Below are 25930 nucleotides of genomic sequence, written 5' to 3' on the forward strand. Positions count from 1 at the left end.
ATTGCTGATTAAATTTGTTCGTTGCCGGCCGCGTGCGCGAGCACCGGCTCCGGAATCGGTGATGCCTCGGGCTCCGCCAGCGGCGACACCAGTTCGGCACGGCGCGCGGCGCGCTGACGGGCCAACGCCACCACCGTCGAGCCAAGCGCCCACGACCACAGCAGCGGGTCGAGCAGCGCGTCCCACAGGTTGCCGGACGGCAGGCGCAACACCGAAAACAGCAGCACGGCGACCAGCAACGCGGCGGCGCCGGCGATGGCTTGGCCGCGCACGATGGCCACCGCACAGGCGATGGCGACCGCGCAAGCGATCAAGGGCGCGGCGGCGGCGCCGAAGCCGCCGGAATACAGGCCCAGCGCCAGCACGCCGAACGCCTCAAGATACAGCACCAGGCCGGCGACGACCAGCGGCACCGCCAGCGCCGGCGCCATGACCAGGCGAACCGGCCGGCCCTGCCAGCGCGCGTGCAGCGACACCAGGCTGAAGCCGACCAGCAGCGCGCTCGGATATTGGAACACCAGGGTCAGCCAGTAGGCCGGCGACGCCGCGTCGGGCAAGGCCATCAGCACCACCATGACGATGACCACGCCGGGCACGAAGGCGGCGTTGGCCATCGAGCGACGCGGGCGCAGCACGAAGACGGCGGATGACGGCTTGGGAGCCAGCTTGGCCAGCCACGTCGACAGTAGTGCCGGCTTCAGTACCGGCAGGATCGCCAGCAGCATCGCGGCGGCCACCAGCGCCCAGGCCAGGCGTCCGTAGACGATCTGCAGGGCGAGATCAGGCAAGCTCATAACGGATCCTTCCCTGGATGGATTTTCAGGCGGTGGTGCGCGATCGCGCGCCGCTGATAGGTGTAGGTGATATGCAGTTCGTCGCCCACCTGGTACATCGCCGGGTACGAGAATTCGTCGCCGGGCTTGCCGCTGACGATGTCGGTGAGCGGGCGCCAGGTATGGGCGTCGGTCGAGATCGACAGCGACAGCGTGCTGCGCGCCATGTTGTGGTCGGCCGCCGCATTACGCAGCATCAGCAGGCTGCCGTTGGTCAGACGCAGCACGGCCAGCGCGGTGCCGTGGTTGGTCATCGGGGTGGCGTCCATGTCTTCCCAACTGTTGCCGCCGTCGCGGCTGAACGCCTGCTGCACGCGGCGCTCCCCGCCGGCGTCGCGCATCCACGCGCGCACCTCGGTGGCCGACACCGGCACCAGGGTCGGCTGCAGCGATTGCGTGCGGGCGCCGATACGGGTCAGGCGCTGCGGCGTGCCGCTGGCGTCGAACGCCATCAGCATCGGGTATTTGTTGCCAATTTCAAAATAGGCCGGCAACCACCAGCCGCCGTCGGCAAGACCGATGGGCGCCGAGCGCACCAGCACGCTGGTATTGAAGACCGGGGACATCGGCAGCACGCGGCGCACGGTGAAATTGGCGCCCTCGTCGCGCGACTCCAGCTGCACGATGCGCGAGGCGGCCCAGCCGCCCAGGCCGGTGGCCACCACGTACAGGTGGACGGTGCCGTCGGTGGCGGTCCAGGCGACCGGATTGCCGATGCGGCGCACGCCGTGGCCGAGCACGGCCCCGAGCGATTCGCGGCTGGCCACCACCCAGTTATCGCTCCATTTGCCGTTCGACCAGCGCGACGCGTAGACTTTGACGTCCGGGCCGCTCTCGCGGCTACCGGCCCACCAAAACGAAATCAGGTCGCCGCCCGGCAGGCTGGCCAGCGCGCTGGCGTGCGCGGACGGCACGCCCTTGGGCATCGGAATGATGGCGCGGGATAGTTCGGTCAGGGTGGGATCGGCCGGCGCGGTCGTGGCGGTGGTGGCGGCCGGCGTACCGCCGGGCTGCGCGGCGCGCGACCAGCGCCAGGCTTCGGCCGCCACCGAGGTGGTCACGGCCAGGACACATGCCAGTATGATCAGGCTGGCTGCCCGCTGCAAAGGTGGGCGCGAAGCTCCCATTCCGTCTCCAAGAGATCGGGACATGAAGGAAGCACGTGCAATGATCCTCTTGCCCTAAATTAACAACCTTCCGCGCTCGCCTTACGGCGGGCGGTAATGACTACCATTTTTTCGTCACGTATGCTTTGACGAATCCGGTATCGTACATGAAAACACGAAAGAAATGTTAGGGCAAAGCACTTCTGCCGGGGGAGGAGATCGGACGCCCGGGGTACCTGCGGGACTTGTTGCCGCGACTCAATCAAATCGCGCTTGTCAAATAGTAATTTCTGAGTTGTAATGTTGTCTGGATTGCACCCACGGTCGATAAGCGCAGCGGCAACCATCCTCGCGAAACGTATCTCACTCATAAAGAAGACAAGTATTGTTAATTGTGTTTTCACTCTTCTTTATGCTGTTGGGATCTGCGCTTGGCTGGTGGATCATTGATGAGCTGATTCATCCGGATGCTGCAATGCTTTTCTTGTATGGCGCACTCAGCGTGAGCGCCGCGGTGCTGTACGTGCAGGGCTTACTTTCAATAAAAGCCGGTAACCGGCTAGTTCCACGGCTGCTATTACAGGGCGTGTTTTACGTTACGATGGCATGGGCCGCCCTCTGCCTTTTTTTGCCATTGATGTTCTTCCAGGACTTGGGAGGCTATACGAAACTGCTGTTCGCGTGTTTTGTGATCCTATTTTTCTTGAAAAATATTCACGTCTCCCTGCGTAGCGAGAAAGCATTGTGGAGCCGCTATGGTTTTGGAGTATTTACCAATCATCTAGATATAGATAACTCATCCGTCGACTGGGAGAAGGTCGCTCGCTCCATGGATACCCACAGAAATGTCAGGGCGATTGGCATTCCTCATCGTTGGCATTCCGTCATTTCGAAAACAATGTACACGTTCGCAGTGGCCGGGTTGTATGTCGCCGGGCTCTATTCGGTGTTCGCAGTGATGACCTGGGCACTGCCTGGGACAGTTATTGCCGGCGTAATGCTCCAGCATGCGAGCCATTTGTTCTTTCAAGCGTACCGCGTGCGGCTTTGGGAGAGAGAGAATGGCACGACGCTCAAGTCCGCGCCTTTCCGCCATCGAAAAAAGAGAACGCAGTCTTCTCGCTAAGGCTCGCTATTCACCTCCTTCAATCGAATCGCTCTTGTCAAACAGTACTTTCTAGGGTGTAATCTTGCATGGATTATATCTAGCCCGGCGTTGGAGGTACCAGCGCGGCTTATCTGGAGTAGAAGTAACATGTCAGAACCGGTTTCGTCGCAAAACAGCTCGTCCGCCTCCCTGCTTGCCGGTTTCTCGCAAAGCACACGAATACTGAAACTCACCACCCCACTCGGCCCAGACGTGCTGCTGGCCGAGTGCGTGCGCGGCGAGGAAGGCATCGGCACCGGCTTCAGCTTCAAGATCGCCGCGCTCTCGACCGACGCCGCCATTTCGCTCAAGTCGCTGATCGGCCAGCCGGTGCTGCTGGAGTTGATGACGGCCGCCAGCCGCGACCAGTTGCGGCCGTTCCACGGCCACGTCACCGCCATCGACATGGCCGGCGCCAACGGCGGCTTCGCCCGTTACAACCTCACCGTCGAACCCTGGACCGCCTTCCTCGCGCGCGGACGCGACAGCCGCATCTTCCAGGACATGACGGTGTTCGACATCCTCGACACCATTTTTAACGCCTACCAGGGCCAGGGCAAGCTGGCCCCGGCATGGCGCTTCGACATCCTCGACCGCGCCGTCTATCCAAAGCGCAGCATCACCACCCAATACCAGGAAAGCGACCTTGCCTTCGCCTCGCGCCTGATGCACGAGGAAGGCCTGTTCCATTATTTCGAGCACCGCGGCGACGCCGCCAGCCCCGGCCTGGGCGTCCACACCATGGTCATCGCCGACCACAACGGCAGCTTCAAGCCCAACGCCCAGGCCAGCATCGCCTTCAGCCAGCCCGGCGCGACGATGCGGGAGGACACGCTGGACCGCTGGCGCACCGAGCTGCGCCTGCAAACCAACGCCATCGAACTGAGCAGCTGGGACTACCGTTCGCTCGACACGCGTCCGGTGGGCGCCGCCAGCGCGGACGGCGGCGACGGATCTCCGCTGGTCAGCCGCGACGCGCCCGGCGCCTACGCCTACCAGTCACGCGAACAGGGCCAGCGCATCGCCGACAACCAGCTGCAGGCGTTCGAAGCCAGCAAGGAGATCCACGTCGGCGCCGGCACCGTGCGCACGCTCGCGCCCGGCACCACGTTCGCCCTCACCGGCCAGGCCCAGTTCGACCTGGCAAGCAGCGACGACGAGCGCAGCTTCCTGGTGGTGCGAACTGTGCACCTGATGCACAATAATCTCGGTGCCGACCTGAAGTCGAGCCTGATGCAGCGGCTCGGCGAAGGCCTGCTCGACGCGCTGATCGGCAAGGAGGAGAAGACCAGCCTGCACGCGGTGGGCAAGGCCATGGGCGAGCGGCCCTTGTACCGCAACCGCATCGACGCCATCCGCAGCAACATCCCATATCGCTCCAGCGGTACGGACGCGCACGGCCAGTTACTCCATCCGCGCCCGACCATTCATGGCCAGCAAACCGCCATCGTGGTCGGCCCGCCCGGTGCGCCGATCCACACCGACCGCGACCATCGTGTGAAAGTGCAGTTCCACTGGCAGCGCGGCGCGCAAAGCCACAGCCGCCTGGCGCATCCGATGCCCGACGGCCACACCGGCGCGCCCGGCGACGACCAGGCCGGCACGTGGGTGCGCGTGGCCACGCCGATGGCGCCGGTGGCAGGAGCCAACTGGGGTAGCAGCGCCCTGCCCCGCATCGGGCAGGAAGTGCTGATCGATTTCCTGGAAGGTAACATCGACCGTCCGGTGGTGCTCGGCACCGTGTACAACGGGCGCGGCCAAGCCGACGCCCAGCACAATCAGGTGGCCGGCGGCGCCGGCGTGGCGACCGGCAACGCGCCCGCGTGGTTCCCCGGCCAGGCCGGCGGACACGCGCATCCGGCGGCGCTGTCGGGCATCAAGACGCAGGCGATCCAGTCTAGCCAGGGCGGCAGCGGCGCTTACAACCAACTGGTGTTCGATGACAGCCCCGGCCAGTCGCGCCTGGGTCTGCAGCGCCACGCCACCGCGCACCAGGGCACGGCCGAACTGAACCTCGGCCATCTGCTGCATCAGAGCGACAACCAGCGCTTGAAGCCGGCCGGCTTCGGCGCCGAGCTCAAGACCGAGCATAGCATCGCCGTGCGCGCCGGCAAAGGCCTGCTGCTGTCGACCAACGCGCGTGGTGGCGCCAGCGGCAGCCAGATGGATTCCAGCGAAGCGATCACCCAGCTGGAGCAAAGCGTGCAGCTGCAAACGGATCTGGCCGAAACGGCGCAGAAGCATGCTCCGCCGGCAACAGCCAGCCAGACGCCCGCGCCGGCCGGACCGTTGCCGGCCATCGCCCAGCTCACGCACAGCCTGGAGGTATTGGGCGCGGTGGAGTCGGATGTGCCGGCCTACAGCGAGCCGCATCTGCAACTGAGCTCGCCGGCAGGCATCGCGGCGACCACCCCGGTCAACGCCGTACTGGGCGCGTCGGCCACCAGCAGCTTGACGGCGGGCCACGATATCAACGTCGCGTCGCAGCGCAACAGCTACGCCAGCGTCAAGGACGGCATCAAGTTGTTCACCTATGGCAAAGCGACCAACACTAAAAAACCTAATCAGGAACTCGGTATCCGCCTGCACGCGGCCAGCGGTAAGGTGAGCAGCCAGAGCCAGTCCAACGAAACGAAACTGACGGCGGACAAGGCGTTGACGGTCGCCAGCACGACCAAGAGCATCAACATCGCCGGCAAACAGCATGTGATGATGACGGCCCAAGGTGCATATCTCAAGCTTGAAGGAGGCAATATAGAGCTGCACGGCCCCGGTACAATTGCATTTAAGGCGAGCGCAAAAGAATTGACAGGGCCCAAGAGCAGCAGCTTAAGTCTCCCTGAATTCCCCGGCGCGGACGTGGTTTTGAGCAATGAAATTTATCATGCGTATGCCGCTCAATACCAAGTAGCCTCTGGTGAGAAAATGATTCAAAACCAGCCGTACATCCTGACGCTGCCTAGCGGAGACAAGTATTTCGGCCAAACAGACTTGAGCGGAAAAACCATAAAGGTAGGTACAAAAGAAGAAAAAGACGTCAAACTAACGCTTTTAGCTAAGGATGACTGGAGCCAAGAAAACGTCAACGTTTGGCATCAGGAAATGGATAAGAACTGGGAATAGCGATAGAAAGAAGATCACACAATGACAATGAAAACAATGAGAAAAATTAGTTTAGGTTTGAGCATCTTGGCGGCGCTCGGACTAGCCAACGGATGCTCGGCTAGGGCAAAATATGAGAATTTTACCGAAAAACTGACTTGTGGAAAAGCAAACTTCACTATAAAGTCTGAATGTAAAAAAGCCGCAGACAGCATGTCATTGAATGAATGCAAACCTCAAACCCTCGCGATCGAGCATGATAAGTCGATCCGCACTGCCACGCTCCCAGAATTGAACAAGAGCGATTTATCGTCCATCATCGAGAATGGAGGGGATAAAGATGATCTATACGTTATCAAGTGGGGTTGCGGCGATGGCCAATCCGGAAAAGTAGCCCTACTTTATTATTCCATTGGTGGCGGCTCCGCGCCATATTCGGAAGTGTGGGTCCAGTACGACGAAAGCGGACGTATCGTTACTGGAAAGACCGGCGGTCTCGATGAAAAGTCATTGATTAAGACACAAAAAGAAATGAAAAAAGTTCGTTCAATAATGCCAAATTAAAGTTATCAGTATGTCGACGCTATACGAATTATTGCGCTGCAAAAAAGGAGCGGCATACGCCGAGGACAAGATCAAGGATTGGTCTTTTTTGCATACCAAACCAGCCATTGATAAGCCTGCTGGCGCCTTGGCTGGCAACTCAAGGGTACATGGAGATGCGCCGGCGGCAGTACAAGATCGCATCATAGACATGCTCGTGGAGATCGGGGCTCGCTATAAGCTTTCTTACCGGGACATCGCCCACATGCTCCTCATTTGCAAGCTAGAGTCAGGATTCAATCCAGATGCTGCGGCGGGGACGACATCGGCGGCTGGCTTGGGCCAGTATACTGCCGCAACAGTAGAAGAGGCTGCAAAGCCCGCAATCTCCAAAAAGAGACTTGGATTTATACTGGACTTGTCTGGTGACTATGTTTTAGATGCAGAGCGCGGCGCGTATGGAGTTTTGCTGTCATTTATGATAGCAAAGGAAAAAGCCATTAGTAATTTCGGTAAACGTTACGAGAATTACCTATATCTATTCCACCATGAAGGGTGGTACTTTAACCCGACCGAGAAACATATGGCAGCCGAGCGTGCTATCGCCGTGCTGGGCATGATTAAAACAAAGATTGTCCCACACCTCTCCGCGTTAGAACGTTTGCTTGGCGCAAAAACTGATGTCGCCTTTAAACTTATAACAAAGGATGACAAACCCTATATTGACCAACCCTATGCAGCGATTATTCCATCCACTGCCGGCAAGACCAAAGCCCCCAACTCCATTCAGGCGGCAAAAAAACAGGATGCGCAAGTAATAATAGGCAAAACCGATGGACAGGGAAAGACTGATCCATTCGGCGCCGCTTCGCTTTCCGAAGTAATTTTTATTGTATTAAACAAAAATTACAAAGACCTCCTGAATGTAAATAAAAGCAGTGACAAAGACACCTACACAGTCAAGAAAAATGACACGCTTGCCAATATTTCGAAACGAACCGGCGTTTCGGTAGCCGAATTGCAAAAAATAAATGACATTAAAAATCCGAATAAAATTCATGAAGGTCAAGACTTAAAATTACATGATGGCGAATATCTTTGGAGGCGTCCGCCGCTAGCCTTAGTCACCGAATACCTACAACGGTCGCTAAACATGCATGGTGCGGCAGCGGCCGCGATCGTCGAACATAAGCGCAGCCATATCGTGCTTCCAAAAGGTAATGTCAGCCAAAGTCACGCAGGAGATCAGAATATCGTCGCGATCAGAGGTGGTGCGACAGGCCAACAGCTTCAAGAGCGGAAGGAAAAGGTCGACATACCTCACAAAACAGTCGAAAAAGATATCAAGAAAAAAGTTGAGGTACCCGCGACAGCTTCTGGAAAAGAAGTTCGTACCGGCCTGCTGTTCCCCTTGCCGGCTAGGCCGCAACAAACCTATCACGAAAATCCGCGCAAGTTTGGCTCAAACAGAAGTAACAACCGAAAGCATGGCGGCATTGACCTGTATGGGCCGGTCGGAACTGTAGTGCGAGCCATGGCAGACGGCGTAGTCATCCAAGTCTATCCTTTCTATCTTGGTACTTGGGCTGTCGAAGTCGATCATGGTAGTTTTATTGCCCGGTATGGGGAATTGCGGGGAAGTGATATTGCAGTTCAGAAAAAAGAGAAGGTTAACCGTGGCCAAGAGCTGGGACGTGTTGGCAAACTTACCGGTTTGAATTTTTCAATGCTGCATCTTGAACTTTACAGCACGACCGAGAGTCCGACGACAAAAGGGCGGGGGCTTACGCAAAAAGGCAATCCACCATATCAAAGACGTGACGATTTGTTTGACCCAACTGAATCAATTGACAAAGCACTGATGGAGTAAGAATGAGAAATATTATTAGAAAAACAAATACATATATAGGTATTTTTTTATTCGTCCAATTCATATCTGGGTGCGCTCGCGCGGACAACACTAACAAGGCCCCTGTCGCAGCGGCCCAACTAGCTCCAGACAGTGCTGCTGTCGAGATCATCTCAAACCTCGCCGATTTTTCCACTTTTAGGAAAACCAGCGATTTCTTTGACTCGGTCCTTCGCACCCAATGTAAAAAAAAGAATTCAATTAAAGATGAGGACGGCATTTCCAGCAAATATATCTGCGATCCTGCTAGCGGCCTAAAAATTGTAGACATTGACACTCGACAACCCAAAGGTGAGGCTCCATATTTGATGAGTTTACGCCTGACGTTCTCCTATTCAGAATATCCCAAAGTAAAAAAGATTATTCAGAAAAAATTAGGCCGGCCGTCGCGAGACAATAGCACTCTGACCACTTGGAGCTATAAAACTGATAAAGAATTAAATGAATATGGTGATCCTACTGTCGCAATGTCGCGTGACAAAGAACTAAGCGTTTCAGTATTTCAATTAGGTTTGGAACAGGGGCCGTGAACATGCAAGGATTGAATCTATTGTCCCAACACTCTGAACAGTAATACACCTACACGGACACTTGGTGACGACGTGCTACTGGCCTAATGCATGCGCGGCGAGGAAGGCATCGGCACCGGCTTCAGCTTTAAGATCGCCGAACTCTCGACCGACGCCGCCATTTCGCTCAAGTCGCTGATCGGCCAGCCGGTGGTGCTGGAGTTGATGACGGCCGCCAGCCGCGACCAGTTGCGGCCGTTCCACGGCCACGTCACCGCCATCGACATGGCCGGCGCCAACGGCGGCTTCGCCCGTTACATGTAACGACCCACTGAATTCCTGCTCACGTCATAATTGAGGAAATTGACAGTGAGTACAAAGATGGACGAAGAAGTAAAACGCTGGACGGCCAAGCGCAAGAGCGCGCTGGTGCTGGAGATCATCCAAGGTAAAAACGACGATCGCGGAAGCGAGCCGAGCGTACGACCTGGCGCCGTCGGAAGTTGAAGCCTGGGTCGACGATGGCAAGCGTGGGATGGAGAACGCGCTGCGCGCCAACCCGCTCGATGTGAGGGAGCAGTACGAACGCCAGATTAAGGAGTTGCAGGAGGCCTATGGCGAAGCGATGTTGGAGCTGCGCGTACGAAAAAAGCTGCAGTCCCTGTTGGGCGAGGACGAGAAGTGATCGAAACGATCCGCCAGGGACTAAAAGAAGATGGGGGCTCGTATCGGTGAGCAAGCTGTGCAAGTGGCTGGCGGTGCCGCGTCGCACGGCCTACTACAAGCCGACCAAAGCAACGCCGAAGGTCAAGCCAGAGCTGGCCGCGCCCATCAAAGCCATGATCGAGGAATCGCCGTCGGGCCCTGGTGCGTGGCTATGGCCTCAAGCAGGAGTTCATCACGCCGCAGTGTCCGCAGCAAAATGGCATGGTGGAACGGGTAATCCGAACTTTGAAGGAACAATGCACGCACCGGCATCGTTTCGAGACTTTGCGGCACGCCAGCCGCGTGATCGGCGACTGGATTCAGTTTTACAACCACAAGCGTCCACATCAGGCGCTGCGGATGCAAACCCCGGCGGCTACTTTTGCATTAGCCGCGTAAGTTGAGCAGATTTCGCTGGGTCATTACCCAACGGCCAGGATGACCATTGCCTAATTGCCAAAATGGTGACAAGCCCCAAAAGAATCGGCCTCGACCAGAAAGCGTGATCGAAAAAAATAACGGGAAGTAGAGCATTAACTTTGCTTGACATCAACTACTCTCCTCCCAACTGATATTTCTGTTCAGTGACTTCTTAAGCGATGTGTAAAGACGGAAAAAAAAGAATGCAACAGCCAAAAATCACAAAGCGGTTCGGATCTTTATCGTCGAAACTATGTCTTGAGATAATTTTATGAATTCCTCAGCAGTAACCGGAGTTATCCCCTTGGCCTTAGAATTCTCAGACCTTCTGATTACAAAGAAATTGACGTTAGATGCCTGCTTTTCAGCATCGCCATAAGCCGTAGCCATATATCCATAATCGACCACCCCCCCCTTACGGTGTATTCGCACAAACGAAGCCAATCCAGAATTTTTACCGATGGTAACTTTTCGTCCACTGGGAAGACTCCATTCGCTTTCTATTTTTTCGATACCCGGATTATTTTCGTATTGCGTCCAGAATTCGTTAATCCGCTCTCTTGGTGAATCTACCTTCTCCAACTTGTCCGCGAGAGAAACTGTGGCATCGGAATCCTCAATCCAGATAGTAATATCTGGGTGTTGCTTCAGGCGATACATAGCCGAGATCTTTCTGCGGTTCGCATTGCCGCTCGGTTCGACCGCAGCGAAGAAATATGGGAAGCACAGCCCTTGAGATTTAGGCACAAGACCAATTGGACGATAAGAGAGATTTTTCACAAAATCAATCAAATCTTTTTTGTATTTGACAGCTTCACTTTCAGCTACACTCGATTGAAGCCATAACATATGTCCATGTGTGAAGACTGAAGTGGAAAAGCTCCCGCCAACGTGAAAAGCCACACCGCTGGCAGGGCCAATATTCACATCCCCGAACCCTGCACTCTTATCTTTTTTTTCTTGCTTACTTGCAAATTGTCTCGCGGTTGCCTTCATCTTTTCTTGCAACTGGAACATTTGAGTTCTTTGTTTATCATTTAAAATATGACTAGTAAATAATTTCCCATTGTAGTGCATCGAGGAAAATCCAGATTTTTCACCATCTAGAAATTCAAAGGTGGGCTGGATCGAGCCAACATCATGCTCTTTAATTAACATGCCAGCAGAGTTCGCAGCGACTTCGACTTCACTCGGAAAATCAATATTAAGGTTGCCGACGCATTCAGCCACGATGCTCGACGATTCGGCATGGCAAAATAGCGGCGTTAAGACGGCCAGTAATGCAAATCGATGCTTAAATTTCACGTTTGCGCCCTTGACGATACATCTCTATTTTTATTTTCAGCCACAAGAACCTCATCAGGTTCGGTTTCCAGCGGTCCATTATTTCTTTGATTGTTGACGATAATTGCAGTTGGATACTTGATACGTATGTTCTCGCCACGAGTCCATTCAACCGGAAGCGCGGTAATAAAGCCCTTGACTTTATCCAGATTCTTTACGGCTGGATTATACTGTGCGTCTTTCCAGAAATCTTCCTGTGAGGGCAATGGCGCGCCGATATTGCCACTCGACCATTTTGCTCCTTTAGGAAGAGGTGCCTCGTCATCCCAAGTCGGAATAATAGATGCATATGTCTTTTTGCCTGTTTTCTTCTGAATAAAATTTCTAGGTATATAGGCAAATGCAGCCTCAAATAATTCTGCATTTTTTTCGGCTTGTTTCTGAATCAATTTCCAGCTTTCAGGACTACCAGGCGCTTCTATGGCTTGCTTGAGGTCAGCGGCTCGAGAACCAAGGCCGATCCCAAATAGCTTGCTCCAAATCTTTATTCGCAAATCATGCGCAAAAACCCGAATCGGCTGATTGCTACCCTTGCCATTAATATCAGCGCGACCCACATCGTCATCCATCACCATCACAGCCAACTCGGAGTCCCGCTCACCAAGCATACTCCTATCATTAATGTTCGCACTACCAAGAATAGCAAATCTGTCATCCACGATCATTAATTTACTATGTACGTATATCTGCTCAGTCACGTAGTTATTTTTTAATTTCGCCCAGTTTCTCAAATTCAACAGAGTGACATACTCATAGCATTCAGCCAAACTAACGTCTTCATACTGTTTGTTATCCGGATCCTCAATAACTTTAGCAAAATTTGGATCTTTCTTGTCTTTAAGTTCACGCGCCTTGATTAACCGTTTCAATCCATTGATTAGGCTATGGCTACCAAAAACCAAAGTTTGCATCGTGTAGTACACTTGTACTGCTATAGAGGCGTCTAAAACAGAGCCTTCAGGATGTACAGGCAGCGTGACATACAAATGGAATTTTGGTTTTTTTATATCATCAACAATGATTTCCCTAAACCGAGCAAGCAGGGATTTTAAGATAGTATTTTTAGGCAATTGGTCCATCTCGGCCGCATTCCCTTGCGAAGCCATCCTGACCAGCCTCATTGTCATGTCTGTTATTCCCGACGGGCCTGTTTTAATAAACTGTCCAGCAGGAGAGAGAGAAGATACCTCGCCACCGATTTCACCGAAATCTGAAACAAAAAATTGATTTTCTATATAAATAAATCGCCTAGCCTTTGCGATCATATTTTTCATCGCAACATAAATATCCGTCTGTGTTCCCTGCCGTTGCTTCAAGCCATTTTCGTCAATCTCGGTCTTGCAGTGCAGGGCGGACGCACTGCGTAACACCTGAATACTCGCATTTCCGGCGCGCGCATACTCGGCAGCAGGTTTGGGCAATTTCAAATGTTTCTTTGAAATACAATTCCAACGCAGCACAAAATTTCGCAAAAGATCGGAAACCGCCGGCCCCTCAATCTTGCAATGGACATCCTGCCAAGGCATTCGCGGTTGCAAGTTAGGGTCTAACTCAAGATAGACAGGTGTATTTGATGAATACGAGCCGCTGTTGGCCAGCACATCTGTTGTTCCAGCACCTCCATAGCGGACTTGCCATCCACCGGCAACCAGCCTATCATGTTGCGTCTTTTTACTACTATCTATGACTTGGTGACTGTGGGGCGTAACCACAGGTGAAACATCCATCATGCCGGTCATCAAATCAGGATCGACAATTTTTGAGTCGTTTTTTTTAATTTCCGCGACTGGAGGCACGCATGGATTATAACGATTCAAGACCATCCTGCCATCTGCATTAGGGGTCAAATCGTAGTTTGCGTCGTCCATTCGTCCATACGCTAAATCTATACCGCCAACATACGCAAACTGTCGGTCAACGACAACCTGTTTTTGGTGATGACTAAAGTAGGCATTATTCCGCTCTGCCATGGATGAGGACAGCACCACATGCACTTTCTTCGGGAGGCCATCTTTTGCTATTCTTGAATTGATACTTTCTAGCACGACCTTGGTTTGGTCATCATACGTTTGGACTGGCTCCGTATCATTCCAAGGCATAACATAAATATCTACCCCTTTGCGGGCGCATAAATATAGCAAGTCATACAAACGCATTCCATCTTTATTTAATAAGGCGTCCCAATTAACCTGCCACCCGGCGATGCATATCTCAAACTTCGCGTTTTTAAAAACTTCAATCAGATCATTAAAGTAAGCCGCTCCAGTCGTAAAAGGCTTTATTTTATTACCCGATGTTGGAAAAGAAAACACATTCGTTGACGAGCGATCCACCCAAAGCGGCTCAGTGTGCGCCGCGATAGAAGGATTTCCCTCATCATCGACGATCTGATGAATTGTTCTTGTACTTTCTATGCCGGAAGAACCGCTCATTTAAGAATTCCTGTTTATTTTTTTAAGTAACGACACACCCGAAGATATGCCTAGATCTTGCCGCGCGACCTTGGCAAAAAAATCTTCGACATCAGTACCGTTCACAGATAGATAATCATCCGTATAACCCAGTGCATTCAAGCCCTGATAAAAACCATCTGAACTGGACCAATTTTCATTCTGAGATTTAATGACTAATTCACGAGCGTGACTGTTTGCCACCACCCACAGTGCGTTTGGAGTTTTGTTATATTCTTCTTGCAATAATTTTTCTTCGGCCTCTTGCAGCGCTATATTTCCATCATCGTCGCTACAGCCAGATAAGATAATTTCCTCACTGCCCAACGCGGACTTAGGAGATGCTGCACGGACAACGCGCCAATCCGAGTTCGGATACGGCTCAGCCGTCAGTCCGGGCACATCTTGCAACCGCATATCAAATTTTACGAGCCTATCTACAATCGCACTCCGAGGCAGAGCCGGCATTCGGTAGTTCGAGCGCTCGGGCCCGGTAAAGCTTTTTTTCGCGGCGTGAATTGTTATCTTACCCGGACACTGCACCGTGATATTCCCCCCTGCGATCGTGATATTCGCGCCTCCGGCAGTCGATAAGCTGATACTGGTGGCTGCCGCCCAGTCGATGTGCGCGTTGGCACTGATGACGTCGACCTGATCGCGCGCCTGAACGTTGAGAACATTAGCCTGCGCCTGCAGATCGATCGCATCTTTTGCCGCAATCAGCTGCAATCCGACATTATAGTCCCCGGCTTTAACAGCTCCTCCCAGCATGCCGATGGCTTGGCCGCTGTGTACACGCATCTGCCCACCGGTTGCGAACTGTGTGTCCTGCCCGCTCATCAAAGTGATGGTCTCGCCGTTGGCCAGTTGCAGGTTCTGCCCGGCCAACACGCCCAGCCCTGCCTTGGCCGCGATGGCGATGATGGCGCCGCTGGTGTGGGGCAGCTTGTCGTCCCCCGGCGCTACCGGCCTCTCAGGCGCCTCGGCCTTGGCTGCGTCGACACTCTCCTGGCTCAACATGCCCGAGGTGGCGGTTAACATCGCCTTCAACGGCGGCGCCTTGTCGTCGAGCCGGCTGCTATTCGCTTCCGCCGCGCCAAGATGACTGGCATACGCCACCGTCTCATGTGTCTTAGCCGCGCCGCTGAAGGTCTCGCCCAGCATCACAGCCTGCTTAAGCAATGCCATGCCGGCGCTGTTGTCGCCGGCCGGATCGCGCGCGTCGGCGCCATGCATGATCTTGTAGCTCGACACCAGCAATCCAGCCCCAGCCCGTACAGCGCCGTAGCCGTCGGTGCGCAGTTCCGCGCCGGTGCCGCGCAGGCTGCCGCGATAGTTGTCGGCCGCGTGGATCAAGTGCCCGAGGTTCAGCTCGCTGGCCGCGTGGCTGCTCTTGAGCTGGATGCGGCCCTGGTTGTCGGTGTCGTCAAACAGCAGCTGGTTGTAACCGGCGCCGCCGAACTCCTTGCTGCGGATGCCCCATTGCGCGGCGCTGTTGCGGTGGCCGGCGCTGTCGGCGGCGGCGCCGTGCCACAGCGGGCTGTTGCCGCCGGCGACGTTGCCCTGCCCCGAGACGCCATGGTCGTGCGCCGACTGGAACACGGCGGTGTCGCTGTCGCGGTCGCTCTTGCCGCCCGGCGTGGGCGCTTGGCCGCCCTCGCCCTGTCCGTTGTAGAGCGCGCCGACGATGATGGGGCGGTCGATATCGTTTTCGAGGAATTGCACCAGCACCTCTTGCCCGATGCGCGGCAGGAACTGGCTGCCCATGCCGCCGCCGGCCGAGCGCTGCGCCACGCGCACCCAGCAGGTGGCGCTGGCGTCCTGCTGCCAGTGGAAGCGAATGCGCACCCGGCCCAGCTTGTCGCAATAGATTTCGTCGGCGCCGTTGGCGCTGCTACCGCCGTCGACCCCGACCACGATGGCGCTCTGGCTGCCGTGCGCGGTCGGTTTGGGGTGGTGGCGCAGGCCGTTCTCGCCCACCACCGGACGCCACGGCGTGTCGGCCGCGATCGCCTCGAAGTGGTTGGCGTAACCACTGTCGCCGGCTTGGGCGATGACGGCGGCGAAGTCCTCCGGCTGCTCGCGCAGCGATTCCTCCAGCAACTCCGGTATCGGTCCGAACAGTTCTTCGAGGCCCTGCTTGGCCGGAGTCGGCAGGTTGTTCACGCCCACGCTGACCACGCGCAGCACCACGTAGGCCGGGTTGGCCTCGCCGCCCGCCAGCGGACCTTGCGTCAACGTGAAACGGGTGCCGGGGCGCAAGGTGCGCACCGTCGAACGCGCGTCCCACAGGTGCCGGCGCGCTTCGTTGGCCTCCATTTGCAGCAGTGCGTAGCGTTGCGCCTGCCCGCCGTCGGAAAAGAAGTACTGGCCGGGCGTGTCGTAGCTTTCCAGCATCGGCGCGTTGGCGCCGCCGACCGGCTGGTTGGTCGGCACGCTGGCGCTGACGGCGCTCTTGGCCTTGTAGTCGTAGCTCAGAACGGTGCTGAGCGCGGCGCGCAGGCTGCGGTGCGCGCGCAGCGCCTGGATGGTGTCGGCCGATTCGCCCACGCGCGCGCCGTGGAAGCGGATGCCGCCCCCGGCCGCGCTGCTGGCGTCCTCGGGCGTGGCACTGGTTTCGCTGCTATTGGCGAACAGCACCATGGTGTGGCCGTCGTCGGTCTCCTCGAAGCGCCAGGCCAGCCCTTCTTCGGTCAGCAGCCGGGTGATGAAGTCGAAGTCGGACTCGCGGTACTGGCAGCAATAGCTGCGCGCGCCGGCGGCGGCCATGAACGGCGCCGTCTCGTCGCTCCAGCGCCATGCCGCCAGCGGCGCGTGTTCCTGGAACACCGCCTCGACGATCTCGATCACGGTCTTGTCTTGCCATACGCGGCTGTTGCGCACCTGGCCCAGGCGCCATAACCACGGCGTCAGGCGCAGGCGGTAGCGCGCCAGGCCGCCGAAGCTGCCCAGCATCGCCGCTTCGCTGACCAAGCCGCTAAAGCGCGCGCGGGTGCCGTCGGCCAGGCTGGCTTCCAGCGTGGCCGGCTTGCCCAGCAAGGGCGCCAGTTCGAGGTGCGCGTCGGTCGACAGGGCGATGATGTCGCGCGCGCCGATCGCCTGCAAGCCCTCGTCGGCGGCAAAGGCCTCGACCATCAGGGCCGGACCCTCATCGCCGAAGCTGAGCGCGTACAGCCGGGTGGCGCTGGTGAATTCCGCCAGCGCGCCGACCACTTGGTCCACCAAGGAAAAACTCATTTCACCACCTTGCAGTCGCCAGTCTTGGTTCGGCCTTCGCAAATACGCTCGCGGCATTCGGCAGCCTTACTCTTACCGAATTTCTTGCACTGGGCCAGCTGTTCTTTCAGGCTGAGTCGGGGTTTCTTGGGCGCCTCGGCCCTGTCGGCGGCCTGCGCGTGCGCCACCAGCGCCGACAGCAAGGCGATATCGCTTTCCTGTTCCGGCGTGGTCGCCGGTTCGCTCGGGGCCTTCTTGACTTCCTTGGCCGCCGGCTTCGGCTTGGGCTTGGGCACCGGTTTGGCCGCGCTTTTCGCTGGCGCGGGCGCGCCGGCCGACGGCGTCTCCAGCGCCTTGCTGAGCACATCGTGGCCAGGCTTGGCCGCCGGTTCGCCGCCGGCGTTGAGCATTTCGCTCAGGCTTTCCTGCTTGACCGGCGCCTGCTGGGCGGCCCGGTCGTCGTTGATGACGGCCGCCGGCGCGGCGGACGCCAGCACCTCGTCGGCCGACACCTCGGCCGGAACGGCCGGCGTGGCAGCGGCCGGGGCCGGCGGCAGGTCCTTGCTGGCCGCCGCGACCGACGTCATCACCTCATTGTGCGCGTTCTCGCGCGTCACATACGCACCGATGCCCACCACCACCCCCAACAAGGCCACGCCCAGTCCCACCCACGCCAGGCGCCCACGGCCACGCTTGGCTGCCGGCTTGCCTGCGCCACTGCCGGACTCAAGCGTGGACAATATGCGGTTGCGGTCCGCCTCTTCCTGCTGCGCCGGGGTCAACAAACTCGGCCGGGAAGGTTTGGGACTCTCATCTTTTCGTTGCAAAATACGAACTCCTGTCAGTTATTGCAATACTTTACTATATTCAACAGCGATGCGACGCATGTTAGAACGTTAACTGAACGCGCACGGAACATGCGCACAATTGAATGGAATAGTCATGCCATTATCAGACTAGTAAGATATACTCTCAAGCAATAATTAATCTGGCAGTAAAGAAAGTTTGTACAAGTGGCCGCCGCAGGGCGCCGATTAACGTGGTGAGGGTTGAGGTAGTCGTGTTTTTACTGGCGGTGGTGCTTTATTTTCTGCTGGCTTGCCTGATCAGCTGGCTAGCGCTGTTCCCGGCCGGCCGCGCCTTTGTGCTGGAGCGGGCGGCGCGAGCCGAAGCCGCGCTGCAGCGGCGCTTCGCCGGCCTGAAGCGGCGGCAAGCGGTCGGCGCCGAGGTGTTGCTGCAATCGGGCGCGGCCACGGCCCAGGGCTTGGCCGCGTTCGCCAAGCGCCATTACCTGTTGTGTTTGGCCGGGCTCCTGCTGCTCAGCCTGCCACCGACCTTGGCCTTCCTGGCGAGCGGCAAGAACATGCTGGCTGCCTACGACGTCTCTACCCGCGAGGTAAACTCCCAGGTGGCCGGACTGTTGCAGGGCGAGGAGCTGGTGCCGCCGGTTGCGCTGCCGCCGACCGTGTTCGCCACGGCGGAAATCGAGCGCGAGCGCCCGATGCTCGTCTCGGCCAGCCGCAACTGGTCGCTGATGGATGCGGAATATACCCAGCGCTTGTTGACGGTATTTAAGATAATGAAAGAGCAACACGGTTATGATATGGCGATCCTGGAGGGCTACCGCAGTCCCGAGCGCCAGAACATGCTGGCGGGCATGGGCAGCAACGTCACCAACGCGGCCGCCTTCCAGAGCTGGCACCAGTATGGCCTGGCCGCCGACTGCGCCTTCCTGCGCGACGGCAAGCTGGTGATCTCGGAAAAAGATCCGTGGGCCATGCGCGGATACGAACTGTACGGCCAAGTGGCCGAGTCGGTCGGCCTGACCTGGGGCGGCCGCTGGAAAATGATGGACTTCGGGCACACCGAGTTGCGCGTGCCCGGCGTGATGAAACGAAAAGGATAGGGAGACAAGATGGCTGGTCCGGTGATACGGTTGGGAGACAAGACGTCGCACGGCGGCGTGGTGCTGAGCGCCTCGCCGCTGAGCGAGAGCGGCGGCATCGCGATCGCCCGCGTCGGAGACAAGGTCAGCTGCCCCAAACGCGGCCACGAACCGTGCGTGATCGCCAGCGGCGACCCGACCATGATCGTCGACGGCAAGGCGGTCGCCCGCCACGGCGACAAGACCAGTTGCGGCGCCACCCTGATCGCCACCCAGCAAGCCACCACGGACCAGGTCTAGACGCATGGGACGTACACAAATGGATGGACGCCACTGATGCGCCCCTGGTTGAGCCGTAGCCTCATCGTCGCCGCCGCCTTCGCCGCCTGCTGGCTGGGCGCGGTATGGTATTGGCGCGAGACGCGCCGCATGCCCGGCACCGACGACTTGCTGATCTACTTGCTGCTGTTGCCGCTGCTGTTGGTGCTGCTGGTGTGGGGTGGAAGCAAGCTGCTGGCCGCCGCCGGCGCCGCTTCCGCCGCCGCCAAGGCAGCCGCCGGCGCGGCCGCTGACACCGCCACGCAAACGGCACCCGCCACAGCCCCCGCCGCCACGCTGACCGTGCTGGCCGGCGCGCTGCGCATGCCGCACGGCGACAGCGCCGCGCAATTGGCCGACGCGCTGTTGTCGCGCAAAGCCAATCTGACCCTCGATCCGGAGTTGCTCAATGATAGCGGCTACCCCATCCTCAGCGGCAGGGTCGACAACGTCGACGTCGCGGCGCAACAAGACGCGATGGACGAATGGCTGCGCGCCCACCACCTGGACACCGATTTCAGCGACGAGCAATGGCGCGCGCTGGCGCTCGGCAGCGAAGTCGCCACCGATCTGGCCGCCGAACTGGGCCAGCACCCGGCCCTGCCGCCCTACGTGGAGGCGGCCAACGCCGGCAAACCTTTGCCGCCACTGCCACCCCTGCATGTGATCGGCTTGCTGCCGGCCGAATGGACCGACGCCCAGCGTGCGGCCGCGACCGGCTGGCTGCGCCATCTCGTGGCCCGCTACGGCTGGCCGGTGGCGCGCCTGGCGCCGCCGCTGCTGGCCGTCCACGGCCAAGCACCGCTGACGCTGATCAGCCAGTTGGCGAACCAGGCGCGGCAGGAGGAACAGCCCTTGCTGTGCCTGGTGCTGGCGTGCGGCTCGCGCATCGGCGAGGCCAGCGTGCAGGACTGGGCCGACCACGGCATCCTGTTCGACAGCGACCATCCGCAAGGCCGCATCCCGGGTGAAGGCGCGGCCGGCCTGCTGCTGGCCGACGCCGCCCAGGGTGTCCTGTTCGAGGACGACCGCGCCCCGTTGATGTATCCCGCCAGCGGCGCGCTGCGCGCCGCCTCGGCCGACACCAAGTCGCGCGGCGACATCAACCTGTTGGCCGAGCTGACCGCGCAAGCGATCGGCACGGCCGGCGTCGATGCCGCCAACATCGCCATACTGGCCGCTGACAGCGACCAGCGCGTCACCCGCATGACCGAATTGCTGGCCATGGCCAGCGCCACCCTGCCCGAGCTCGATCCGGGCGAGCAGTTGCTGACCGTCGGCGCCGCCTGCGGCGACGCCGGCGCCGTCTCGACCCTGGCCGCGCTGGTGCTGGCGCAGCAGCAGGTGCGCGACGGCAAAGGCCCGGCGCTGTGCGTGACCAATCTCGATCCATTCCACCGCGGCGCCGTGCTGCTGACGGCGCAAGCCGCCCCGACAGCGACGGCCACGGCATGAACCATTTCACTCAACCCAAGTACGCCTTAGCCCCTTTAGCCCCACTATGATGCAACGATTCTGGCACTTTCTCACCGCTCGCTTCAGCCTGGCCGTGATCGGCTTCGCGGCCTTTGCCGCCGCGCTGCTGATCGCCGCCGCCGTCTTCGAGATTTCCTTTAAATGGGTATTGATCGTGCTTCTGGCCGCGCTGCTGCTCTACGGCGCCGTCTGGCTGTTCAAGCGCCACCGGCGCCAGCGTTCCGGCGCCGCCTTCGGCGGCATGCTCGAGCAGCAGACCGGCGCGTCCAAGGCCGACGCCGCCCAGCGCGAGGAAAACGAGGCGCTGCGCAAGCGCATGATGGAGGCCATCGGCACCATCAAGACCTCCAAGCTGGGCCAGCTCTCGGGCGACGCCGCGCTGTATGAGTTGCCGTGGTATATGGTGATCGGCAACCCGGCCGCCGGCAAAAGCACGGCGATCGCCAGCTCGGGCCTGCAGTTCCCCTTCGCCGACAGCAAGATCGTCCAGGGCGTCGGCGGGACCCGCAACTGCGACTGGTTCTTCACCACCGACGGCATCCTGCTCGACACGGCCGGCCGCTACTCGGTCGGCGAGGAAGACCGCGCCGAATGGCTGGGCTTCCTCGGCCTGCTGAAAAAGTACCGCAAGCGCGCGCCGATCAACGGCATCATCATCGCCGTCAGCGTCGCCGAACTGACCGGCAGCCGTCCCGAGTTCGCCATCAACCTGGCCAAGAACCTGCGCCAGCGCGTGCAGGAGCTGACCGAGAAGCTCGAAGTGCACGCGCCGGTCTACGTGGTGTTCACCAAGGCCGACCTGATCACCGGTTTCAACGAGTTCTTCCAGGACGCCGAACGCGGCGAGCGCGATAAAGTATGGGGCGCCACCCTGCCCTACAGCCAGACCAACTCCAAGCAGGACGTGCTGGAACAGTTCGACCAGCGCTTCGACGAGCTCTACGACGGCCTCAAGGACCTGAGCCTGGCCAACATGGCCTTGCAGTGGCGCGAACGCATGCCGCCGGGCGTGTTCACCTTCCCGCTGGAGTTCAGCTCGATCAAGGGACCGCTGCGCACCTTCATCGCCACCCTGTTCGAGGAAAACCCGTTCCAGTTCAAGCCGGTGTTCCGCGGCTTCTACTTCACCAGCGCGCTGCAGGAAGGCGAATCCGTTTCGGCCTCGTCCGAGCGCGTCGCCCACCGTTTCGATTTGCAGATGCTGCCGGCGGCCCAGTCCGAGGTGCACGACCAGCACGGCTACTTCCTGCTCAACCTGTTCCGCAAGGTGATCTTCGCCGACAAGGACCTGGTGGCGCAGTACGCCAGCCCGGCCAAGACGCGCATGCGCTACGCCACCTTCTTCGGCGCCATGGCGCTGGTCGGCCTGGCGCTGGGCGGCTGGAGCTGGTCCTACCTGGCCAACCGCCAGCTGGTCAACAACGTCCAGGCCGATCTGGCGCAGGCGGTCAAGGTGCAGGAAAAACGCCTGGACCTGGCGTCGCGCTTCGAGGCGCTGGAAATCCTGCAAGACCGCATCGAACAGCTCGAATCGTACCGCACCGACCGTCCGTTGTCGCTGGGCTTGGGCCTGTACCAGGGCGAGTTCCTGGAGCGCAAGCTGCGTGAGGAATACTTCTCCGGCCTGAAGGAAGTGATGCTCAAACCGGTCGGCCAGTCGATCGAAGCCTTCCTGGGCGAAGTCAACAGCGGCGCCGACAAGCTCGAGCCGATGTCGCGTCCGCCGCAGTCGGGTGCGGTCAACGCCGCCGCCGCGCCGGCGGCCGGCGCCCTCCCTGCGGCCCCGGGCGCGGTCGTTCCCGCCGTGGCCCCCGGCGCCGCACCGGGCGCGCTGCCCGGCACGGTGGCCCTGTCGCCGGCCGCCGCCGTCAACTTCGGCGCGCTGCAATTCAAGGACGCCAACCCGGCCAACGTCGAGGACGCCTACAACGCGCTCAAGACCTATCTGATGTTGACCGACAAGTCGCGCGCCGAAGCCAGCCACCTGAACGACCAGCTGACCCGCTTCTGGCGCGTATGGCTCGACAGCAATCGCGGCACCATGCCGCGCGAGCAGATGATCCGCAGCGCTGAGCGCATGATCTCGTTCTACCTGAGCCAGATGAGCGATCCGTCGTGGCCGACCATCGAACCCAAGCTGGCCCTGGTCGACCAGAGCCGCGACAATCTGCGCAAAGTGGTGCGCGGCCTGCCGGCGCGCGAACGTGTCTACGCCGACGTCAAGGCGCGCGCCGCCACCCGCTTCCCGTCGATGACGGTGGCCCGCATCGTCGGCGAGCAGGACAAGGAGCTGGTGGTCGGCAGCTACGCCATCCCGGGCACCTTCACGCGCGAAGCCTGGGACAAGTTCATCCAGGAAGCTTTCCGCGACGCCGCCAACCGCGAGCTGCAAAGCTCGGATTGGGTGCTGAAGACCGCCGCCAAGGACGACTTGACCTTGGAAGGCAGCCCGGAACAGATCCAGAAGGCGCTGCTTGAACTGTACAAGAACGACTACGCCAAGGAATGGCAGAAGTTCATCCAGGGCGTGAGCATCCGCGAACTGAACGGCTTCGACCAGGCCGCCAGCGCCATGAACCGCTTGGGCGACCCGCAGTCATCGCCGATCGACAAGCTGATCAAAACGGTCTACGAGCAAACCTCTTGGGACAACCCGTCGCTGATCGACGCCGGCCTGCAGCGCGCGCAGCGCGGCGTGGTCGAGTGGTTCAAGCAAACCATCCTGCGCCAGAAGCCGTCGGGCATCGACGTCAACATCAACACCAGCGCCGCCGCCGGCAGTGCGCCGATCCCGATGGGACCGGTCGGACGCGAGTTCTCCGGCGTCGCCAAGCTGGTGGTCAGCAAGGACAAGGGCGCGACCCTGATCGGCGGCTACATGGACGCGCTGTCCAAGCTGCGCGGCCGCTTCAACCAGATCAAGAACCAGGGCGACACCGGCCCCGGCGCCAAGCAGTTCATGCAGCAGACGCTCGACGGCGCCGGCTCCGAGCTGGCCGAGGCGCTCAAGTATGTCGACGAGCAGATGCTGGTCGGCATGACCGACCAGCAACGGCAAGCGATCCGTCCGCTGCTGGTGCGTCCGCTGATGCAAACCTTCGCCGTCATCGTGCGCCCGACCGAGACCGAGATCAACAAGGTCTGGACCGCGCAGGTGCTGGAACCGTTCAACCGCAGCCTGGCGCTCAAGTATCCGTTCGCGCCGGAATCGCGGGTGGAAGCCACCGACGCCGAGATCGGCCAGATGTTCGGCCCGGACGGCGCCATCGCGAAATACTTCAACACCACCATCGGACCGTTGGTGGTGCGTCGCGGCGACACCCTCAGCGCCAAGACCTGGGCCAACATGGGCATCAACCTGGCGCCCGGCGTGATCGCCAGCTTCCCGAGCTGGGTCGCGCCGCTGTCGGCCGGCGGCGTGGCCGCCCAGGCCGGCGCGGCCGAGTCGCAGACGCGCTTCGACGTGCAGGCGCTGGGCGCGACTGGCGCCACCGAGTTCACCATCGAGATCGACGGCCAGGCGCTGCGCTGGCGCGGCCAGCCGCAGCCGTTCGTACACATGGTGTGGCCGAATCCGCAAGGCACGCCGGGCTCGCGCATCACCGCCATCACGCCCGAGGGCCGCACCGTGGTGCTGCTCAACGAGCCGGGCCACTTCGGCCTGAAGAAGATGATCGACGCCGCCAAGCGCACCCGCAAGGACAGCGGCGTGTTCGAACTGAGCTGGGACAACAGCAACGTCGTCGTGCGCGCCAACCTGAAGATCGTGGGCACCACGCAGGCGGCCCCGGCCGCCGCGCCGCCACCCGGCTCCGCCGCAGGCTTCCGCCGCATGCGCCTGCCCGAAATCATCACCGCGCCGGCGCCCGTCGCCGCACCTGCCGCCCCTGCCGCTGCCGCCACCCCGGCGGCAGCCGCGCCGGCGGCGGCGCCGGCCGCACCAAGGAGCCAGCCATGAGCCGCGCCACCCCGATCTCCATCGGTTACTTCGGCAAGATTCCCAGCCGGGGCGACTTCGTCAAGGCCAGCGAGAATCCGGCCCTGATCAACATCCTCGACGCCTGGCTGGCACAGGCGATGGACCTGCTGAGCGCCGACACGCGCTGGAAGCTGACCTACGACGCCCTGGCGCCGCTGCATTTCGCCTTCATCGGCCCGCGCCGTGGACGCGCGATCGCCGGCCACATCGTCGCCAGCAGCGACCAGTCCAAGCGGCGCTTCCCGTTCCTCATGATGAGCACGATGGACGTGGAAGACCCGGCCGGCTTCGTGCCCAACAGCCCGTTGGTGCTGTCGCGCCTGTGGAACCGGTTCGAATCGCTCAGCGCCGGCGTGCTGGCCGCGCCCGAGCCGGCCGGCGCGCTGCAGGCGGCCGCCGCCAGCACCATCGACGTGGACTTGCGCAGCGCCGCCTACGAGGCGGCCTTCAACGATTTCCTCGACCTGCAAACGGTCGGCGGACTGGATGCCATGCTGGCGCAGACCGGCTTCCCCGGTTCGGTGCGGCAAGTGCTGCTCGCGCTCGGCTTGCTGCTGCAGCCGGTCATGGCCAGCAGCTCGAGCCGGCTGGAGAAAAGCCTGGTGCTGCCGCTGCCGTCGGACCCGATGTACCGCAACCTGGTGGGCGCGTTCTGGATGCACCTGATCACGCCGTTCCTGATGCGCGCCGACTTCGAGCTGTCGCTGTTCACCACCCGCCTGGGCGGGCGTCCGGCGCTGGTGCTGGGCTTTAGCGGCGCCTCGGCGCTGACCCTGCAAGCGATCATGGACCCGCAGGCCGGCCTCGAACACCATATCGCCTTCGACGAGCTCGACTGGGTCGAGGAGCAGGTCGACGCCGACTACGCGATCAAAAAGGTCTCGACCTACCTGGCCCAGCCCAACCTTTCACTCAAATCGGCCTGCGACTCCGTGCGCGCTGCCTTTATCGGAACTTGATCATGCGTTTTATCCGGACAGCTGTATTT

The 25930-nt window shown here is 59.7% G+C and carries 18 protein-coding genes and 1 pseudogene; 13 read left to right on the top strand and 6 right to left on the bottom strand.

Features of this window, described 5'->3' with window-relative positions; translation table 11 throughout:
- Positions 1-8 precede the first annotated feature (8 nt).
- On the bottom strand, positions 9-794 hold the full coding sequence (locus tag MRBLMU1_RS02125) for a hypothetical protein (RefSeq protein ID WP_363496288.1): 786 nt from the start codon (positions 792-794) through the stop codon (positions 9-11).
- Positions 791-1960: a sialidase family protein gene (locus MRBLMU1_RS02130; protein ID WP_363496291.1), complete on the bottom strand. Its 1170-nt coding sequence runs from the start codon at positions 1958-1960 to the stop codon at positions 791-793. Before MRBLMU1_RS02130 ends, MRBLMU1_RS02125 begins: the two co-directional genes overlap by 4 nt.
- Positions 1961-2324: 364 nt before the next feature.
- Between MRBLMU1_RS02130 and MRBLMU1_RS02135 the strand changes: the two genes are divergently transcribed.
- The 8 genes and pseudogenes from MRBLMU1_RS02135 to MRBLMU1_RS02170 all read left to right on the top strand — a co-directional run bounded on the left by MRBLMU1_RS02135 (position 2325) and on the right by MRBLMU1_RS02170 (position 10253).
- On the top strand, positions 2325-3065 hold the full coding sequence (locus MRBLMU1_RS02135) for a hypothetical protein (protein ID WP_363496294.1): 741 nt from the start codon (positions 2325-2327) through the stop codon (positions 3063-3065).
- A 129-nt stretch (positions 3066-3194) separates the two neighbouring features.
- Positions 3195-6209 (top strand): type VI secretion system Vgr family protein, encoded by a 3015-nt coding sequence (locus MRBLMU1_RS02140; protein ID WP_363496297.1) that lies wholly within the window; start codon positions 3195-3197, stop codon positions 6207-6209.
- A gap of 21 nt (positions 6210-6230) precedes the next feature.
- Positions 6231-6752 carry a hypothetical protein gene (locus tag MRBLMU1_RS02145; protein ID WP_363496300.1) on the top strand — a complete coding sequence of 174 codons (522 nt, stop codon included), beginning with the start codon at positions 6231-6233 and terminating at the stop codon, positions 6750-6752.
- Between the two features lie 10 nt (positions 6753-6762).
- Positions 6763-8601, top strand: a complete 1839-nt coding sequence (locus MRBLMU1_RS02150) for a LysM peptidoglycan-binding domain-containing M23 family metallopeptidase (RefSeq protein WP_363496303.1) — start codon at positions 6763-6765, stop codon at positions 8599-8601.
- 2 nt (positions 8602-8603) lie between these two features.
- A complete protein-coding gene (locus MRBLMU1_RS02155) occupies positions 8604-9170 on the top strand; it encodes a hypothetical protein (RefSeq protein ID WP_363496306.1) in 567 nt (188 codons plus the stop codon).
- 90 nt (positions 9171-9260) lie between these two features.
- On the top strand, positions 9261-9473 hold the full coding sequence (locus MRBLMU1_RS02160; protein WP_363496309.1) for a contractile injection system protein, VgrG/Pvc8 family: 213 nt from the start codon (positions 9261-9263) through the stop codon (positions 9471-9473).
- Between the two features lie 45 nt (positions 9474-9518).
- Positions 9519-9834, top strand: a pseudogene (locus tag MRBLMU1_RS02165) (transposase).
- A 182-nt stretch (positions 9835-10016) separates the two neighbouring features.
- Positions 10017-10253, top strand: a complete 237-nt coding sequence (locus MRBLMU1_RS02170; RefSeq protein ID WP_363496312.1) for an integrase core domain-containing protein — start codon at positions 10017-10019, stop codon at positions 10251-10253.
- A gap of 240 nt (positions 10254-10493) precedes the next feature.
- Here the strand turns inward: MRBLMU1_RS02170 and MRBLMU1_RS02175 are convergent, their stop codons facing one another.
- From MRBLMU1_RS02175 to MRBLMU1_RS02190, 4 genes are read right to left on the bottom strand one after another with little or no spacing between them, the layout of a single operon-like run.
- Positions 10494-11579 carry a T6SS immunity protein Tli4 family protein gene (locus MRBLMU1_RS02175; protein ID WP_363496315.1) on the bottom strand — a complete coding sequence of 362 codons (1086 nt, stop codon included), beginning with the start codon at positions 11577-11579 and terminating at the stop codon, positions 10494-10496.
- Positions 11576-14050: a phospholipase D-like domain-containing protein gene (locus tag MRBLMU1_RS02180; protein ID WP_363496318.1), complete on the bottom strand. Its 2475-nt coding sequence runs from the start codon at positions 14048-14050 to the stop codon at positions 11576-11578. The genes MRBLMU1_RS02175 and MRBLMU1_RS02180 overlap by 4 nt, the downstream gene beginning before the upstream one ends.
- Positions 14051-17305 carry a type VI secretion system Vgr family protein gene (locus tag MRBLMU1_RS02185; protein ID WP_363496321.1) on the bottom strand — a complete coding sequence of 1085 codons (3255 nt, stop codon included), beginning with the start codon at positions 17303-17305 and terminating at the stop codon, positions 14051-14053. It lies immediately after the preceding gene.
- A complete protein-coding gene (locus tag MRBLMU1_RS02190; protein ID WP_363496324.1) occupies positions 17302-18111 on the bottom strand; it encodes a hypothetical protein in 810 nt (269 codons plus the stop codon). The genes MRBLMU1_RS02185 and MRBLMU1_RS02190 overlap by 4 nt, the downstream gene beginning before the upstream one ends.
- 233 nt (positions 18112-18344) lie before the next feature.
- Here MRBLMU1_RS02190 and MRBLMU1_RS02195 point away from each other — a divergent pair, with 233 nt between their 5' ends.
- From MRBLMU1_RS02195 to tagF, 5 genes are read left to right on the top strand one after another with little or no spacing between them, the layout of a single operon-like run.
- The gene (locus MRBLMU1_RS02195; protein WP_363496327.1) at positions 18345-19190 is read left to right on the top strand and encodes a M15 family metallopeptidase; all 846 of its coding nucleotides are present in this window, start codon (positions 18345-18347) and stop codon (positions 19188-19190) included.
- A 9-nt stretch (positions 19191-19199) separates the two neighbouring features.
- Complete coding sequence (locus MRBLMU1_RS02200; protein WP_363496330.1) at positions 19200-19469, top strand: PAAR domain-containing protein; 270 nt, start codon at positions 19200-19202, stop codon at positions 19467-19469.
- A gap of 36 nt (positions 19470-19505) precedes the next feature.
- Positions 19506-20942 carry a hypothetical protein gene (locus tag MRBLMU1_RS02205; RefSeq protein ID WP_363496333.1) on the top strand — a complete coding sequence of 479 codons (1437 nt, stop codon included), beginning with the start codon at positions 19506-19508 and terminating at the stop codon, positions 20940-20942.
- 49 nt (positions 20943-20991) lie between these two features.
- A complete protein-coding gene (gene tssM, locus MRBLMU1_RS02210) occupies positions 20992-24921 on the top strand; it encodes a type VI secretion system membrane subunit TssM (RefSeq protein ID WP_363496467.1) in 3930 nt (1309 codons plus the stop codon).
- Positions 24918-25901: a type VI secretion system-associated protein TagF gene (gene tagF / locus MRBLMU1_RS02215; RefSeq protein WP_363496336.1), complete on the top strand. Its 984-nt coding sequence runs from the start codon at positions 24918-24920 to the stop codon at positions 25899-25901. The genes tssM and tagF overlap by 4 nt, the downstream gene beginning before the upstream one ends.
- Positions 25902-25930 lie beyond the last annotated feature (29 nt).

This window comes from Burkholderia sp. LMU1-1-1.1 (assembly GCF_040675865.1).
In the GTDB taxonomy this organism is placed as follows: Bacteria; Pseudomonadota; Gammaproteobacteria; order Burkholderiales; family Burkholderiaceae_D; genus Rugamonas.

What these genes read in the sequence shown, in the direction of transcription:
- MRBLMU1_RS02125 (WP_363496288.1), bottom strand. Translation starts at nt 794, where the DNA reads ATGAGCTTGCCTGATCTCGCCCTGCAGATCGTCTACGGACGCCTGGCC.
- MRBLMU1_RS02130 (WP_363496291.1), bottom strand. Translation starts at nt 1,960, where the DNA reads ATGGGAGCTTCGCGCCCACCTTTGCAGCGGGCAGCCAGCCTGATCATA.
- MRBLMU1_RS02140 (WP_363496297.1), top strand. Translation starts at nt 3,195, where the DNA reads ATGTCAGAACCGGTTTCGTCGCAAAACAGCTCGTCCGCCTCCCTGCTT.
- MRBLMU1_RS02145 (WP_363496300.1), top strand. Translation starts at nt 6,231, where the DNA reads ATGACAATGAAAACAATGAGAAAAATTAGTTTAGGTTTGAGCATCTTG.
- MRBLMU1_RS02150 (WP_363496303.1), top strand. Translation starts at nt 6,763, where the DNA reads ATGTCGACGCTATACGAATTATTGCGCTGCAAAAAAGGAGCGGCATAC.
- MRBLMU1_RS02155 (WP_363496306.1), top strand. Translation starts at nt 8,604, where the DNA reads ATGAGAAATATTATTAGAAAAACAAATACATATATAGGTATTTTTTTA.
- MRBLMU1_RS02160 (WP_363496309.1), top strand. Translation starts at nt 9,261, where the DNA reads ATGCGCGGCGAGGAAGGCATCGGCACCGGCTTCAGCTTTAAGATCGCC.
- MRBLMU1_RS02180 (WP_363496318.1), bottom strand. Translation starts at nt 14,050, where the DNA reads ATGAGCGGTTCTTCCGGCATAGAAAGTACAAGAACAATTCATCAGATC.
- MRBLMU1_RS02185 (WP_363496321.1), bottom strand. Translation starts at nt 17,305, where the DNA reads ATGAGTTTTTCCTTGGTGGACCAAGTGGTCGGCGCGCTGGCGGAATTC.
- MRBLMU1_RS02200 (WP_363496330.1), top strand. Translation starts at nt 19,200, where the DNA reads ATGGCTGGTCCGGTGATACGGTTGGGAGACAAGACGTCGCACGGCGGC.
- MRBLMU1_RS02205 (WP_363496333.1), top strand. Translation starts at nt 19,506, where the DNA reads ATGCGCCCCTGGTTGAGCCGTAGCCTCATCGTCGCCGCCGCCTTCGCC.
- tssM (WP_363496467.1), top strand. Translation starts at nt 20,992, where the DNA reads ATGCAACGATTCTGGCACTTTCTCACCGCTCGCTTCAGCCTGGCCGTG.
- tagF (WP_363496336.1), top strand. Translation starts at nt 24,918, where the DNA reads ATGAGCCGCGCCACCCCGATCTCCATCGGTTACTTCGGCAAGATTCCC.